This window comes from Archangium gephyra (assembly GCF_042230915.1).
GTDB lineage: Bacteria > Myxococcota > Myxococcia > Myxococcales > Myxococcaceae > Archangium > Archangium gephyra_B.
Genome location: NZ_CP102578.1, coordinates 7,929,156 through 7,942,816, shown reverse-complemented (window position 1 = coordinate 7,942,816; position 13,661 = coordinate 7,929,156). Strand labels below are relative to the sequence as shown.

Annotated in this window: 12 protein-coding genes; 7 read left to right on the top strand and 5 right to left on the bottom strand. The window is 70.1% G+C overall.

All coding sequences use genetic code 11. From position 1 onward, the window contains the following. Position 1: 1 nt before the first annotated feature. Positions 2-1,522 (bottom strand): 3'-5' exoribonuclease YhaM family protein, encoded by a 1,521-nt coding sequence (locus NR798_RS30935; protein ID WP_375766116.1) that lies wholly within the window; start codon positions 1,520-1,522, stop codon positions 2-4. 46 nt (positions 1,523-1,568) lie between these two features. On the opposite strand from NR798_RS30935, the gene NR798_RS30930 reads away from it, so the two are divergent. Beyond that, positions 1,569-2,186, top strand: a complete 618-nt coding sequence (locus NR798_RS30930) for an START domain-containing protein (RefSeq protein ID WP_375766115.1) — start codon at positions 1,569-1,571, stop codon at positions 2,184-2,186. Positions 2,187-2,189: 3 nt separating this feature from the next. Here the strand turns inward: NR798_RS30930 and NR798_RS30925 are convergent, their stop codons facing one another. The 3 genes from NR798_RS30925 to NR798_RS30915 form a co-directional block, all read right to left on the bottom strand. Then, positions 2,190-3,329, bottom strand: a complete 1,140-nt coding sequence (locus tag NR798_RS30925) for a class I SAM-dependent rRNA methyltransferase (RefSeq protein WP_375766114.1) — start codon at positions 3,327-3,329, stop codon at positions 2,190-2,192. Positions 3,330-3,661: 332 nt separating this feature from the next. After that, positions 3,662-4,033, bottom strand: coding sequence for a hypothetical protein (locus tag NR798_RS30920; protein ID WP_375766113.1), 372 nt, complete (start codon positions 4,031-4,033; stop codon positions 3,662-3,664). Positions 4,034-4,049: 16 nt separating this feature from the next. After that, complete coding sequence (locus NR798_RS30915) at positions 4,050-5,645, bottom strand: NAD(P)/FAD-dependent oxidoreductase (RefSeq protein WP_375766112.1); 1,596 nt, start codon at positions 5,643-5,645, stop codon at positions 4,050-4,052. Positions 5,646-5,959: 314 nt separating this feature from the next. Between NR798_RS30915 and NR798_RS30910 the strand changes: the two genes are divergently transcribed. Beyond that, on the top strand, positions 5,960-6,154 hold the full coding sequence (locus NR798_RS30910; RefSeq protein WP_375766111.1) for a hypothetical protein: 195 nt from the start codon (positions 5,960-5,962) through the stop codon (positions 6,152-6,154). Positions 6,155-6,292: 138 nt separating this feature from the next. Here NR798_RS30910 and NR798_RS30905 read toward each other — a convergent pair whose 3' ends face one another. Beyond that, a complete protein-coding gene (locus tag NR798_RS30905; RefSeq protein WP_375766110.1) occupies positions 6,293-6,973 on the bottom strand; it encodes a diacylglycerol kinase family protein in 681 nt (226 codons plus the stop codon). 86 nt (positions 6,974-7,059) lie between these two features. Here NR798_RS30905 and NR798_RS30900 point away from each other — a divergent pair, with 86 nt between their 5' ends. The 5 genes from NR798_RS30900 (at position 7,060) to secG (ending at position 13,593) form a co-directional block, all read left to right on the top strand. Then, on the top strand, positions 7,060-9,876 hold the full coding sequence (locus NR798_RS30900; RefSeq protein ID WP_375766109.1) for an N-acetylmuramoyl-L-alanine amidase: 2,817 nt from the start codon (positions 7,060-7,062) through the stop codon (positions 9,874-9,876). Positions 9,877-9,997: 121 nt separating this feature from the next. Then, the gene (gene gap, locus NR798_RS30895; protein ID WP_375766108.1) at positions 9,998-11,008 is read left to right on the top strand and encodes a type I glyceraldehyde-3-phosphate dehydrogenase; all 1,011 of its coding nucleotides are present in this window, start codon (positions 9,998-10,000) and stop codon (positions 11,006-11,008) included. A 39-nt stretch (positions 11,009-11,047) separates the two neighbouring features. Beyond that, positions 11,048-12,235, top strand: a complete 1,188-nt coding sequence (locus NR798_RS30890; protein ID WP_375766107.1) for a phosphoglycerate kinase — start codon at positions 11,048-11,050, stop codon at positions 12,233-12,235. A gap of 34 nt (positions 12,236-12,269) precedes the next feature. Then, positions 12,270-13,043, top strand: a complete 774-nt coding sequence (gene tpiA, locus NR798_RS30885; RefSeq protein WP_375766106.1) for a triose-phosphate isomerase — start codon at positions 12,270-12,272, stop codon at positions 13,041-13,043. A gap of 82 nt (positions 13,044-13,125) precedes the next feature. Next, the gene (gene secG, locus NR798_RS30880) at positions 13,126-13,593 is read left to right on the top strand and encodes a preprotein translocase subunit SecG (RefSeq protein ID WP_375766105.1); all 468 of its coding nucleotides are present in this window, start codon (positions 13,126-13,128) and stop codon (positions 13,591-13,593) included. The last annotated feature ends 68 nt before the right edge of the window (positions 13,594-13,661 follow it).

Genomic DNA, 13,661 nt, shown 5'->3' with positions numbered 1-13,661 from the left:
GTCAGCCTTCCGTGTCCGAGCCCCCTCCGCCGGACTTGTCGGCGGGCTCCGTCTTCGGCGCCGTCAGCACGCTGAACGGCTTGAACGTCAGCTCCTTGGGCACGTTCACCGGATCGCGCGGCGGCTTGGGCTCCCGAGGCTCACGCGCCTCGCGCGGCTCCCGAGCCTCCCGCTGCTCCCGTCCCTCCCGCGGCTCGCGCGGCGGCCGGGGCTCGCGCTTCTCCTGCCGCTCGGGACGCTCAGGCCTCTCGGCACGCTCGGCGCGCGGAGCCTGCTGGCCCTCGCCCGTGGGGGCGCTCGCGGCCCGCTCCGGACGGTCCTTGGGCTTCTTGCCCTCCTTGCCCTTCCTGCGGCCGCCACCCTCCACCGGCGCCCGGCCCCGGGACGTGGGCACCGGGCCCTTCCAGATCTGGCGGTCGTAGAGCTTGAGGTTCTCCGTCCACTTCTCGTTGGGATCGCGCTGCATGGCCTCCACCCACGAGGCGATGCGCGAGTCCAGCGAGTCGAGCGCGTGGACGATGTGGGCCTCGATGGTCATCGGCAGCTTGGGCGAGCCGTACTCCAGCCGCCCGTGGTGCGCGAGCACGAGGTGGGTGAGGTGCTGCTCGAGCAGCGGCGGGAAGTTCGGGATGGCCAGCGACTTCTCGCGGATCTTCTGCGCCGTCATGACGAGGTGGCCCACCAGCTTGCCCTCGTCGGTGTACTCGAAGCCCTTGTCCGGGGAGATCTCCGCGACCTTCATCACGTCGTGGAGGAAGGCGCCGGCGAGCAGCAGATCCCTGTCCGCCATGGGGTAGTGGTCCGCCACCCGGAGGGTGAGGCGCATCACGGACAGCAGGTGGTCGGCCAGCCCGCCCCGGTAGGCGTGGTGGACGCCCTTGGCGGCCGGCGCGTGCGGCAGGCCCGCGGCGATCTGCGCGTCATCCATGAAGGCCAGGAGCAGCGCCTTCACGTTCGGATCGTTCACGCGCTCGGTGATGATCTCGCGAATCTGCCCCACGGCGCGGGCGCCACCGTGGCCCTCGCCACCGGGCTTCGGCGCGGCTTGCTCCTCCCGGCGCTCTTCCCGGGCGGCGGCCTTGGGGGCGGGCTGCTCCTCGCGGGCGGGGGCGGCGGCCTTGGGGGCGGGCTGCTCCTCGCGGGCGGGGGGCTCGAACTCCTTGGGATCCAACGGCTCGGGGTCCAGCTTCTCGAGGGCCTCGATGACCACCTGGGACTTGCCGTGGAAGCCGATGACGCTGCCACGCACGAGCACGTAGTCGCCGGTGGAGAAGGTGGGCTCGAGCTCCTCGACCTTGTCGAAGACGCGGGCGTCGATCTCTCCGCTCTTGTCGACGAGCACCACGGAGAGGAACACCTTGCCGCTGCGCGCGGTGACGCGGTCCTTCTTCGTGACGCGGAAGACGGTGTTGACGGAGTCCTTCTCGCGCAGGTCCTTCGCATACACCTTGCGCACCTGCTCCACGGAAGTGTCGGTGGGAGAGGAAGTGGGGGAATTGTCGGACGGGTTATCGGTCGTCATACGCGGGCGGCGACACTACCACCACCCAGGCGGTTAGGATGGATTCATGTCCCTACTTCCCGCTCTCTCCCTGCTGGTGTTGTTGACTGGCGCTGGTGAACCGGCCTGGCAGCAGGTGGCCCGTGATGACGGCATCTCCGTGCTGGCCCGGACTCCCGAGGGGGGGGCCGTCTCCGAGGTGAAGGCCACCACCCTCGTGGACGCCCCTGCCCATGACGTGTGGCGGGTCATCCGTGACTACACGAACTACACGAAGACCATGCCCTACACCGAGGAGAGCCGCGTACTGGCCTCGGAGCAGGACGGGAAGGTCATCCTGTTCTATTGCCTGGTGAACGCCCCGCTGGTGGACAAGCGCGACTTCATCATCCGCATCCGGGACGAGTCGGACTGGAAGGAAGGCAAGGGCTTCCTCAAGACGGCCTGGACGGCGGCCACCGAGGGGGCGCCGCCCGAGCGCGAGGGCATCGTGCGGGTGAAGCTCAACACCGGCTACTGGCTGCTGGAGCCTCGGGAGGAGGGGAAGAAGACGTTCGTCACCTACTACCTCTACACGGATCCGGGCGGCTCGCTGCCGAAGTGGATCGCCGACAAGGCGAACAAGACGTCGGTGCCGGACGTGCTCCGGGCGGTGCGCAAGTACGCCACCGCCGCGAAGAAGTAGGCGTCAGCTGGCTTCGATGGCGATGCCCGACAGGTAGTCCGTGCCGGGGAAGCCCACGAGGGTGGGGTGGTCCGGGGGCAGGCCGAGCCGGGCGAAGCGGAAGCCCATGCGCCCCTCCTGCTCGCAGGCCTTGGCGATCAGGTCGTCGAAGCCGCCGGTGGGCAGGGGCGGGTGGTAGCCGACGACGAGCAGGGTGCCGCCGTGGCGGGTGACGCGCAGGCCCAGGCGCACCTGCTCGAGGAAGGTCTCCGGGGAGGAGGCCTCCGGGGTGTCCAGGAGCACCAGGTCGAAGGTGTCGTGGATGCTGTGCAGCACGGAGAGGGCCTCGCCGCGCTCCACCCGGAGGCGCCCCAGCAGCCCGTTGGCCTCGCCGTTCTCGCGGGCGAGGTCCGCCGTGTCCGCGTCGCTGTCGAAGGCGAGGATGGAGCGGGCGCCGTGGCGGCCGGCGTGGACGAAGAGGCCGCCCACGTGGCAGCTCGGGTCGAGCACCCGGGCACCCTGGGAGAGGCGGGAGAGGAAGCGGCGCAGCTCGCGCTGATCGTAGGGGTAGCCCACGCCCGGGCCGTAGGTGAGGTCCACGGTGAAGCGGGCGCCGAGCTCCAGCACGCGGCTCCAGCGGGGCGGGTTGCCGTAGAGGGCGTGGGGCCGCTGCACGGGCAGGCCGAGCTGGCGGCGCCGGGCGGTGTCGTTGCGCAGCAGCACGGACTCGGCGCCGCACACCTCCACGAGGGCGCGGGTGATCTCCTCCAGCCGGGCGTCCATGGCGCGCGTGAGCGTCTGGACGACGAGGTGCGTGTCGTAGCGGTCCACGATGAGGCCGGGCAGGGCGTCGCCGTCGTCGTTGATGGAGCGGCAGAAGCGCGGGTCATCCACCATGCGGGCGCGGCGCTCGAAGGCGTGGCGGACGTGGCGGGGGATGAGGCCCTCGGCGGACTCTTCGGGCAGGCCCAGCCGGCGCACGGCATAGGAGGCCTCCAGGTCCACGTCGGCGAGCCCCAGCACGTGCCCGTCCTCGTCCCGGAGCTGCACGGCCTCGCCGGCGGAGGGGGTGCCTTCCATGGAGACGATGTCCTCGCGGCGGACCCAGGGGGCGCCGTGTTTCAGCCGTCGTGCCGCCTCGCGAGACAGATAGGTGTTGAACAAGGCCGTCCTCCCCTCTGCGCGGGCGCCGTGCCGGCCGCGCGCCATGTGCCCTCGATGGGGGGAAACATGCGGCGGGCGGGGACCCGGTGCGGGGAGGGCGGGAGTGCCCGCTCGTGGAGCAGGGGAGCGAGGGAGCCAATTTCCCCTCTCCCTCCGGGAGAGGGTCAGGGTGAGGGTTCCTGTCCCCGTGCTCCTGACCCGTGCGTCAGAACGGAGTCCCTGAATAGAGGACAGTGCGAGCGGGCAACCTGGTTACACCCGAAACCCTCACCCCGTCCCTCTCCCGGAGGGAGAGGGGAGATGGAGGGCGAGGGACCCTCGAGTGGACGGGCTCAGTCCCGCGGTGGGGTGCGCCGTCGGGCGGCCTTGACGGTCAGCCAGGTGAGCACTGCGCTCATCGCCAGGGCGATGACGATGCCCTGTCCGCGGTGCACCCACGAGTCGCTCATGATGCGCCGCAGCGCCCAGAGGCCCAGCACCACCGCGACGAGGCCCCCCGCCATCTCGGCGCGTCCCGAGGCGCTCTTCGTCTCGGAGCGGGCGCGGGCGAGCGCCGGGATGCTCGACGCCTTGCGCCAGGTGGTGTGTCCATCCTCGAGCACTTCATCGGATGGGTCCACCAGCCCCTGGGTGTACGCCACCTCCACATCCCTCAGCGTGGGGTAGGCCAGCTCTCCATCCGGTGTGCGTACGCGATAGCCCATGGCTCCCTCCCGCGGCTCAGGCGAGCTCGCTCGCAATCTGCTCAGCCACCCGGAGTCCATCAATGGCCGACGAGACGATGCCACCAGCGTAACCGCAGCCCTCGCCCGCGGGGTAGAGCCCGCGCATGGACACGGACTGCATGTCATCGCCGCGGGTAATCCGCACCGGCGAGCTGGTGCGGCTCTCGATGCCGATGAGCTTGCCGTCGTCGCTGATGAAGCCGCGCATCTTCCGGTCGAACGCCTTGAGCGCCTGCTTCAGCGACACCGTGAGGCGCTCCGGGAAGAGCTTGTTGAGGTCCGTGTGCGCGAGCCCCGGCCGGTAGCTGGTGCCACCCGGGTCCTTCTTCACGCGCCCGGCGAGGTAGTCGGGGATGGTTTGCGCGGGGGCGAAGAACTTCCCCCCGCCCAGCTCGTACGCCTTGGACTCCCAGTGGCGCTGGAACTCCAGGCCGGCGAGCGGGCCGTTGAAGCCCTCGCGCTCGAAGTCCTGCACGGACACGGTGACGACGATGCCCGCGTTGGCGTACTTCGCGTTGCGGCGCGAGTTGCTCATGCCGTTGGTGCACTGCAGCCCGTCCTGGGTGGGCGTGGGCACCACGATGCCGCCGGGGCACATGCAGAACGAGTAGATGCCGCGCACCTCCCCGTCCACCTCCAGGTTCTCCGCCAGCTTGTAGTCGGCCGGAGGCAGCCGCGGGTTCTTCGCCGCGCTCCCGTACTGGATGGAGTTGATGAGCCCCTGCGGGTGCTCGGCCCGGAAGCCGAGCGCGAAGGGCTTGGGCTCGATGACCACGCGCCCGTCGGCGGCGAAGCGCTCGTACAGCTCGCGCGCCGAGTTGCCCGGGGCGAGCACCACCCGGTCGCTCTCCAGCGTGCGCCCGTCCGTCAGCCGAACGCCCGCCACCCGGCCGTCGCGGTAGAGCACGTCCTCCACCTTGGTCTCGAAGTGCACCTGGCAGCCCCCGGCGATGAGGTCATCGCGCAGCTTGGCCACCGCGCCCGGCAGCAGGTCCGAGCCGATGTGCGGCTTGCCCTCGATGAGGATGTGGTCCGGCGCGCCGCAGCGGGCAAAGGTTTCAATCACCTTGCGCACCATGGGGTGGTTGATGCGCGTGGACAGCTTGCCGTCGGTATAAGCGCCGGCCCCACCCTCCCCGAAGTTCATGTTGCTCTCGGGATCCAACGAGCCATCCCGCATCAGCTTCGCCACATCTTTCCGCCGGGCCACGACCTCGCGGCCGCGCTCGATGAGGATGGTGCGAACGCCGCGTTCCAGCAGGCCCAGGGCGGCGAAGAGGCCCGCGGGCCCGGTGCCGATGATGAGCGGCATGCGCTCCGGCTCCTTCACGCGCTGCGGAGCCTCGGGCGGCGGCGGCGTCTCCCCGACGTCCGGTGGCAGCCGCTTGGGGGCGCGGCCCGGAGCCAGTTCCACCTCCAACGTATAGATGTAGCGGGGGCTGCCCTTCTTGCGAGCATCCAGCACCGCGCGCACGACGCGCACGGACGCCAGGTCCGCGCGAGTCACTCCGAGCTTCTCGGCCGCCCGCTGGCCGAGCAGCTCTTCCGGCTCGTCCAACCACAGCCCGATGTTGTTCACCCGATACGCCATGCGCTGCTCTTCTCCTGAAGCCGGGGAAAGGGGGCGCGTATGTGCGTCACCCTGGCCCCCAAATGCAAGCTATTGAACACCCGAGGGGCGAGCGGGTGCGAACTTGACGATGCACCCCTCGCATGCCCTCCCCCTGGACGGTGGACGGGGTGCGAAGGCCCCTACGCATCCCAGGACAATCCGGCCAGCCCCTGGATTCTCTCAACCGCCCGATGTGCATGGAGAATTCGTCAGGAAGGTGACTGCTGGCACGCGGGTTGAAGATGGAACCGCCTGTGATTACGCGGTCCCACCGCCTCTCGGAGGACACGTCTTTGAGCACTGACAAGCAGGGCACCCGGATTCTCGCCCGTACCTTCTTCAACCAGCTGCGCGCGAGCGGCTACACCCCCATGCAGATCATCGGCATCGCCACGGAACTGCTGGACCTGGTGACGGAGGACATCAAGGGCGAGAACGTTGCCCAGCCGACGCCCGAGCCGAGGCCGGAGTTCCGCAAGGAAGCCTGACCCGCTAGACTGGCGCTGTCCCTGGCGGGTAGCCGGGCTCCGGGCAGGTCCCGGGGCTTGAGCGCCCCCCCAGGTGGCGAGAGAGAAACCGGCCCGGCGCCGGTTTTTTTATGTCCGCACTCTGGCGGCGAGCCCCTGTTACCGGCGGCGCTCGCGCTCGAGGCGGCGCTGGCGGGCGGCGGCCCCGGCGACAACGAGCAGCCCGGCGTTCATGGCGGTGAAGACGGAGCTGGCGGTGCGCGGGGCGAGCGCGGCGAGCAGGAGGGCGCCCGCCACGACGGCCAGCCGATCTATCCAGACGGAGCGCGGCCGCGGGAGCACCAGCACCAGGACGCACAGGGCCAGGGGCAGGCCGAGGACCACCTGCCGGGCGATTTGCGGCCCGCTGTCGAGCACCGTCTGCCAGTTGTGCACGAGGATGGCGGCGAAGATGACGACGGTGCCGGTGGCGAGCACCAGCACGCCCGCGGCGGCCGCGTCCTTGGTGAGGCGGGCCTTCTCGTCGAAGTGGCGGGTGGCGAGGTCCACCAGGTGCTCGAGCGCGCTGTTGAGGATCTCCGCGAAGAAGATGAGGAGGACGCAGAAGATGAGCGTCACCTTCTCCGCGAGCCCCAGCTCGATGCCGCTGCCCACCAGGCCCACGAGGAGCGCGGAGACGAGGTGGACGCGCATGTTGCGCTGGTGGACGACGGTGTGGATGAGCCCGTTCCACGCATGGAGGAAGGAGGCGAGCATGCCGGTGCCGCCCCGAGGGGGATGCGGTGGCGGCTGCTTCTCGGGAGAAGGTGGAAGCTGGGGTGATAGGGCTGGAGAGCTCATCGCGAAAGCAGGTTAGCGGGAGAGCAGGCAGGCACCCACGGTTTGATTGCCGTGTCCTCGCGCCGGGGCCTAACGTCCGCCCCCTCATGGCCCTTCCTGCTCACGTACGTGCCACCGCCTGGGTGCTGTTCTCGCTGCTCTGCCTGCCGAGCACGGGCCAGGCCCAGGAGGAGGATGGTTCCTTCTCCCAAGACTGCGGCCTGGAGCCGCCGGGTGCCGTCTATGTGCCGCTCCCCGGCCCGAGGTCCCACGAGACCCGCTGGCTGCCCTCCGAGCCGCCCCTGGTGCGCCGCGAGGACCCCCAGGGCTCCGTCTCGGCCCTCGCGGGCGTGCCGCAGACGCGCATCCGCACCGGCGCGCTGTCGGGAAAGACGATCTACCTGAGCCCGGGGCACGGCTTCTACCGCAGCTCGCCCCTGGGCCGGTGGGCCACCCAGCGCGGCAACACGAACGACGTCGTCGAGGACCTGGTCTCCATCGAGACGCTCAACCAATACCTGCTGCCGATGCTGATGGGGGCGGGGGCCACGGTGATTCCCGTGCGCGAGGCGGATCTCAACCCGCGCATGGTCATCCTCGACAATGCGGGGACGGGCTATTCGGAGGAAGGGGCCGTGGAGCTCTTCTCCTCCGCGACGCCCGGCTGGGGCCCACCGCCGGTGCCGATGGGGAACGCGGTGCAGCCCTTCCTGCTCGGGGACCACCGGCTGATGACGGCCGCGCCCACGGCCACGGCGCAGGCCACCTGGGCTCCCTCGATTCCGGCCGATGGCGCCTATCACGTGTACGTCTCGTATGGAGCGGACCCGGGCCGCGTCTCGGACGCGCACTACGTGGTGCGGCACGCGGGCGGCGAGAGCCACTTCCGGGTGAACCAGCGCCGCCACGGTGGGACGTGGGTGCTGCTGGGCCGCTTCTACTTCCGGGCGGGACTGCACCCCGGGACGGCGGCCGTGGTGGCGCTCAACGACTCGGCGGAGTCGGGCACCGTGTCGCTGGACGCGGTGCGCATTGGCGGGGGCACGGGCACCATCGGAGATGGGACGCTCGCGCCCCTGCCGCGTCCCCGCTTCGAGGAGTGCGCGCGCTACCACACCCAGTTCAGCGGCGCGCCGCCCCCGGTGTTCGCACCCTCGGGTGTCAACGCGCTCTCCAACGAGCGCAACGACGACGTCACCTCGCGCCCGCGCTTCGCCGCCTGGCTGCACGAGGACGGAGAGGACGCCGTCTACGTCGCCTGGCACACCAACGCCTCCGGGCTCTCGACGCCCGATGACAGGTTCCGCGGCACCGAGGCCTACGTCTACGGGCCCAATCCGGTGGACGGCACGTTGAACTTCACGGGAGTGCCGGGCAGCGACGTGCTCGCCCGGGCGCTGCTGGACGAGCTGCGGCAGGACATCCGCAACGCCATCGACCCCAACTGGAGGGTCCGCTCGTTGCGCTCGGCCAACCTGGGCGAGGTGAACCCGGCCCACAATCCGGAGACGCCCGCGGTGCTCGTGGAGGTGGCCTACCACGACCATCCCGCGGACGCCGCGCACCTGAAGCAGCCGGAGTTCCGCCGGGTGGCCGCGCGCGCCATGCTCCAGGGCCTCATCAAGTACTTCGCTGCGAGGGACGGTCAGCCGGTGCACCTGCCGCCCGAGCCTCCCGCCGCGTTGGTGGCGCGCAACGCGGGTGGAGGCCGGGTGGAGGTGGCGTGGACCGTGCCGCCCGTGGATGCGCTGGACCTGGGAGGGCACGTGGCCACCCGCTACCGCGTCTACGAGAGCGCGGACGGTCTCGCCTGGGATGGGGGCTCCGAGGTGGCCTCCACCACCTTCTCCGTCACCCTGCCGGCGGGCACAACGCGCTACTTCCGCGTGGCCTCCCTCAACGAGGGTGGCGAGTCCTTCCCCTCGGACGTGGTGGGCGTGCGCGTCCCGGAGCCGGGCAGGGGACCGGAGGTGCTCGTGGTCAACGGCTTCCGCCGTCTAGACGCGGAGCTGGCGCGCGCCGAGGACCTCTCGGCGTACGCGCTGGGTGCCCCGCTGCGCGAGCTCCTGGAGGCCATGAATGACGGCACGGCCCTGCGGCGTCATGGTGACGCGGTGGCGCAGCACGCGGTGGCTTTCGACGGAGCGACCCGCGAGGCGCTCCTCGCGGGCCTTCTCACCCCCGGGGACTACCGGGTGCTGGACTGGTTCATCGGGCGGGGTGGGGGAGAGGGGCCCGGTCCCAACGCCGCCGAGCAGACGCTGATGAGCACCTTCGTCATGGGCGGCGGGAACCTGCTGCTCTCAGGCAGCCATGTGGCCTCGGCGCTCGCGGTGGGGGGCGAGGCGGAGCGGGCCTTCCTGACAGACATCCTCCATGCCCTGCCGGCTTGCGGCTCGCCGTCCCTGCTGGTGAATGGGCTCTCGGACGGATGGCTCCCGGGGCTCTCCAGCTCGATGCTCGATGACGGGCTGCGGGGCTCCTTCCCGGTGGGGACGCCGGACGTGCTCCTTCCGCTGCCGGGGGGCTCTCCCGTGCTGGGCTATGCCGGGACGGGCTCGGTCGCGGGCGTGGCCTCGGCACCGGGGGGACAGGTGCTCTTCCTGAGCGTGCCCTTCGAGGGCCTCGTCACTTCCGAGCGCCGCGCCTGGCTGATGGGGACCTTCCTCGCCCGGGCGGGAGTGCTTGCCTCGCCCCCCGCGCCCCCCGCCGGGGAAGAGGTCCTGCCCCCGGATGCCGTCGCCCAGCGTCCGTCGAGCCTGGCCCCCTGCTCGGTGGACCGCATTCCCGAGTCCTACGAAAACGCGGAGACGGGCTGTGGCTGCCGGGCAAGCGGCGGATCCGCGTCCGTTGCGTGGCTGTTGCTCATGTCGACTGTTCAGCTACGGCGCACCCGTCGTCGTTCTCGCTTCACAGAGCGTTGACTCGCGTGCGTCACATGCCTACGGTCGGCCGCCCTTTCCCACGGCGGGAGGGAGTGCGGCCCGTCGTGTGCCTGTGAGCTTTCCAACCTCGTCTTTCCACTTTCTCTAAGGAGACTGAGACATGGCCACCAAGATTGCCATCAACGGGTTCGGTCGCATTGGCCGCTGCGTGCTGCGCGCCGCGCTGAGCCGCAAGGAGAACCTCGACTTCGTCGCCATCAACGACCTGGACGAGCCGGCCGCCCTGGCCCACCTCTTCAAGTACGACTCCGTGCACGGCACCTGGCAGGGCACCGTGAAGGCCACGGAGAAGAGCATCATCATCGACGGCAAGGAGATCGCCGTCACCGCCCAGAAGGACCCGAGCGCGCTGCCCTGGAAGTCCCTGGGCGCCGACATCGTGCTCGAGTGCACCGGCCGCTTCACCGAGCGCGATGACGCCGCCAAGCACATGAACGCGGGCGCCAAGAAGGTCATCATCTCCGCGCCGGCCAAGGGCCCGGACCTCACCGTCGCCTACGGCATCAACCACGACCAGTACGATCCGAAGAAGCACCACATCCTCTCCAACGCCTCGTGCACCACCAACTGCCTGGCGCCGCTGGGCAAGGTGCTGCTGGAGAGCTTCGGCATCGAGAAGGGCGTGATGACCACCATCCACAGCTACACCAACGACCAGCGCATCCTGGATCTCACGCACAAGGATCTGCGCCGCGCCCGCGCCGCCGCGCTGTCGATGATTCCCGCCTCCACCGGCGCCGCGAAGGCCATCGGAGAGGTGCTCCCGGCGCTCAAGGGCAAGATGAACGGCCAGGCGGTGCGCGTGCCCACCCCGAACGTGTCCCTGGTGGACCTGACCGTGGTGACCAGCAAGAGCGTCACCGTGGACGCCGTCAACGCCGCCTTCAAGGCCGCCGCCGAGGGCCCGCTCAAGGGCGTCCTCCAGTACAGCGAGGAGCTGACCGTCTCCGTCGACTACAACGGCAACCCGCACTCCTCCATCTTCGACTCCACCAACACCATGGTCATGGGCGACAACCTGCTCAAGGTGATGGCCTGGTACGACAACGAGTGGGGCTTCTCCAACCGCATGGTGGACACGGCGAAGTTCCTCGCCTCCAAGGGTCTGTAGTCAGCCAGTTCAACGGGCGTTCCGAGTGGGAGGACCGAGATGATCCGCTACATCGACGACATGCAGCTCACCGGCAAGCGCGTCTTCATCCGGGTGGACTTCAACGTTCCCCTGGAAGGCAAGCGCATCACCGACGACACCCGCATCCGCGAGGCGCTGCCGACCATCCGGCGCGCCCTGGAGCTGGGCGGCAAGGTGATTCTGGCCTCCCACCTCGGGCGCCCCAAGGGCCCGGATCCCAAGCTCTCGCTGGAGCCGGCCGCCAGCCGCCTCAGCGAGCTGCTCGGCGCCAAGCACGAGGTCATCCTCGCCGACGACTGCGTGGGTGACGGCGTGCGCAAGCTGGTGAAGGACCTCAAGGACGGCCAGGTGCTCATGCTCGAGAACCTGCGCTTCCACAAGGAGGAGGAGGCCAACGACGACGCCTTCGCGCGCGAGCTCGCCTCCTTCGCCGACGTCTACATCAACGACGCCTTCGGCACCGCGCACCGCGCCCATGCCTCCACCGCGGGCATGGTGCCCCACGTCAAGGAGAAGGGCGCCGGCCTCCTGATGCGCAAGGAGCTGGAGTACCTCGGCGGCGCGCTGAAGAACCCCGCCAAGCCCTTCGTGGCCATCCTGGGCGGCTCCAAGGTGAGCGACAAGATCAAGGTCATCGAGAGCCTGCTGCCCAAGGTGGACGCGCTGCTCATCGGCGGCGCCATGGCCTACACCTTCCTCAAGGCGCAGGGCATTGAAGTGGGCAAGAGCCGCGTGGAGGAGGACAAGCTGTCGCTGGCCACGCGCATGCTCGAGGCGGCGCAGCGGCTGAAGACCTCGCTGGTGCTGCCCGTGGACCACGTCTGCAGCACCGAGCCCACCGACAAGGGCCCCGTGCGCGAGGTGGCCGACCGCGCCATCCCCGCCGACCTGATGGGCCTGGACATCGGCCCGAAGACGCGCGCCATGTACTCCGAGCACATCAAGAGCGCGAAGACGGTGATCTGGAACGGCCCCATGGGCATGTTCGAGATCGAGAAGTACGCCGCGGGCACGCGCACGGTGGCCGAGTCCATGGCCATCAACAAGGACGCCATCACGATTGTCGGCGGCGGCGACAGCGCCGCGGCCGTGACCCAGATGGGGCTGGCGCCCAAGCTCAGCCACGTGTCCACCGGCGGTGGCGCCTCGCTGGAGTTCCTCGAGGGCCGCGACCTGCCGGGCGTGAAGGCGCTGGAGACGAAGTAGTCGGCCGTACCCAACACCCCGGGAGGCAGTCCTCATGGCGGCACAGGCGCGACGCAAGCTCATCGCCGGCAACTGGAAGATGAACAAGACCATCCCCGAGGGGCTCGCGCTGGTGCGGGAGCTGAAGGGGCTGGTGGCCTCCCTGCCGGGGGAGAAGGTGGAGCTGGCCGTGGCGCCGCCGTTCCTCGCGCTGCAGGCGGTGGCGAAGGAGCTCGAGGGCTCTGCCGTGAAGCTGGCCGCCCAGAACTGCCACTGGGAGGCCAGCGGAGCGTACACCGGCGAGGTGTCCGCGCCGATGCTCAAGGACGTGGGGTGCGCCTACGTCATCGTGGGCCACTCCGAGCGCCGGCAGTACTTCGGCGAGACGGACGAGACGGTGAACAAGCGCACGCGGGCGGTGGTGGGGGCGGGGATGACGCCCATCGTCTGCGTGGGCGAGACGCTGGCCGAGCGCGAGGCCAACCGCACCCTGGAGGTGGTGGAGCGGCAGGTGGCGGGAGCGTTGAAGGGCTTCCAGGCGGCCGAGGTGGCGGCCTTCGTCCTGGCCTACGAGCCGGTGTGGGCGATTGGGACGGGCCGGACGGCCACCAGCGCCCAGGCCCAGGAGGTCCACCGGGCCATCCGCGAGCAGCTCGGGCGGCTGTACGACCGGGGGACGGCGGAGCGGGTGCGCATCCAGTACGGCGGCAGCGTGAAGCCGGACAACGCCGCGGAACTGCTGGGCCAGCCGGACGTGGACGGAGCGCTGGTGGGTGGGGCGAGCCTCAAGGCGGGCGACTTCGCGGCGATCGCGAAGGGCGGGGTGTGATCGCAGGAAGATTGTCACCGCCCGGCCCGTTCGGTTAGGCTGCGCGGCCTTTCATCCAGGACCGGAAAGAAGAGCTTAAAGCATGTTGATGTTCGTGACGGCTGTGCACGTCCTCCTGTGCGTGTTCATGATCTTCGTCATCCTGTTGCAGCCCGGGAAGGACGCCGGCATGGGTTCGGCCCTGGGTGGCGGCGCGGCGACGAGCGCCTTCGGTGGGCGCGGTGCGACGACCTTCCTCACGAAGGTCACGGGCGTCTGCGCGGCCATGTTCTTCCTGACGTCGCTGGGCCTGTCCTTCGTGGGCATGCGCACGTCGGTGGCGGGCTCGCTGGCCAACAAGCCGGCGGCGACGCAGCCGGCTCCCGCGCCCGCGGCCCAGCCGGGCGCTGAGGCTCCTCCGGCCGGCCAGATTCCCGCGGCCAATCCGCAGGAGGCGGCTCCTCCGGCGCCGGGTTCGGGTGCGCCTGCCGCTCCCGCGCAGCAGGCTCCGGCCGCTCCGGGCAGCGTGGAGCAGCCGCGTGAGGCTCCGGCTCCCGCGCCCGGGCAGTAGGCGGGCGGCCACCCAGCGGAAGAAAGCGGGTGGCGGGGGTGGTTAAAAATCGTTGTTGCAGACAGCGC

What these genes read in the sequence shown, in the direction of transcription:
- NR798_RS30935 (WP_375766116.1), bottom strand. Translation starts at nt 1,522, where the DNA reads ATGACGACCGATAACCCGTCCGACAATTCCCCCACTTCCTCTCCCACC.
- NR798_RS30930 (WP_375766115.1), top strand. Translation starts at nt 1,569, where the DNA reads ATGTCCCTACTTCCCGCTCTCTCCCTGCTGGTGTTGTTGACTGGCGCT.
- NR798_RS30920 (WP_375766113.1), bottom strand. Translation starts at nt 4,033, where the DNA reads ATGGGCTATCGCGTACGCACACCGGATGGAGAGCTGGCCTACCCCACG.
- NR798_RS30915 (WP_375766112.1), bottom strand. Translation starts at nt 5,645, where the DNA reads ATGGCGTATCGGGTGAACAACATCGGGCTGTGGTTGGACGAGCCGGAA.
- NR798_RS30905 (WP_375766110.1), bottom strand. Translation starts at nt 6,973, where the DNA reads ATGAGCTCTCCAGCCCTATCACCCCAGCTTCCACCTTCTCCCGAGAAG.
- NR798_RS30900 (WP_375766109.1), top strand. Translation starts at nt 7,060, where the DNA reads ATGGCCCTTCCTGCTCACGTACGTGCCACCGCCTGGGTGCTGTTCTCG.
- gap (WP_375766108.1), top strand. Translation starts at nt 9,998, where the DNA reads ATGGCCACCAAGATTGCCATCAACGGGTTCGGTCGCATTGGCCGCTGC.
- NR798_RS30890 (WP_375766107.1), top strand. Translation starts at nt 11,048, where the DNA reads ATGATCCGCTACATCGACGACATGCAGCTCACCGGCAAGCGCGTCTTC.
- tpiA (WP_375766106.1), top strand. Translation starts at nt 12,270, where the DNA reads ATGGCGGCACAGGCGCGACGCAAGCTCATCGCCGGCAACTGGAAGATG.
- secG (WP_375766105.1), top strand. Translation starts at nt 13,126, where the DNA reads ATGTTGATGTTCGTGACGGCTGTGCACGTCCTCCTGTGCGTGTTCATG.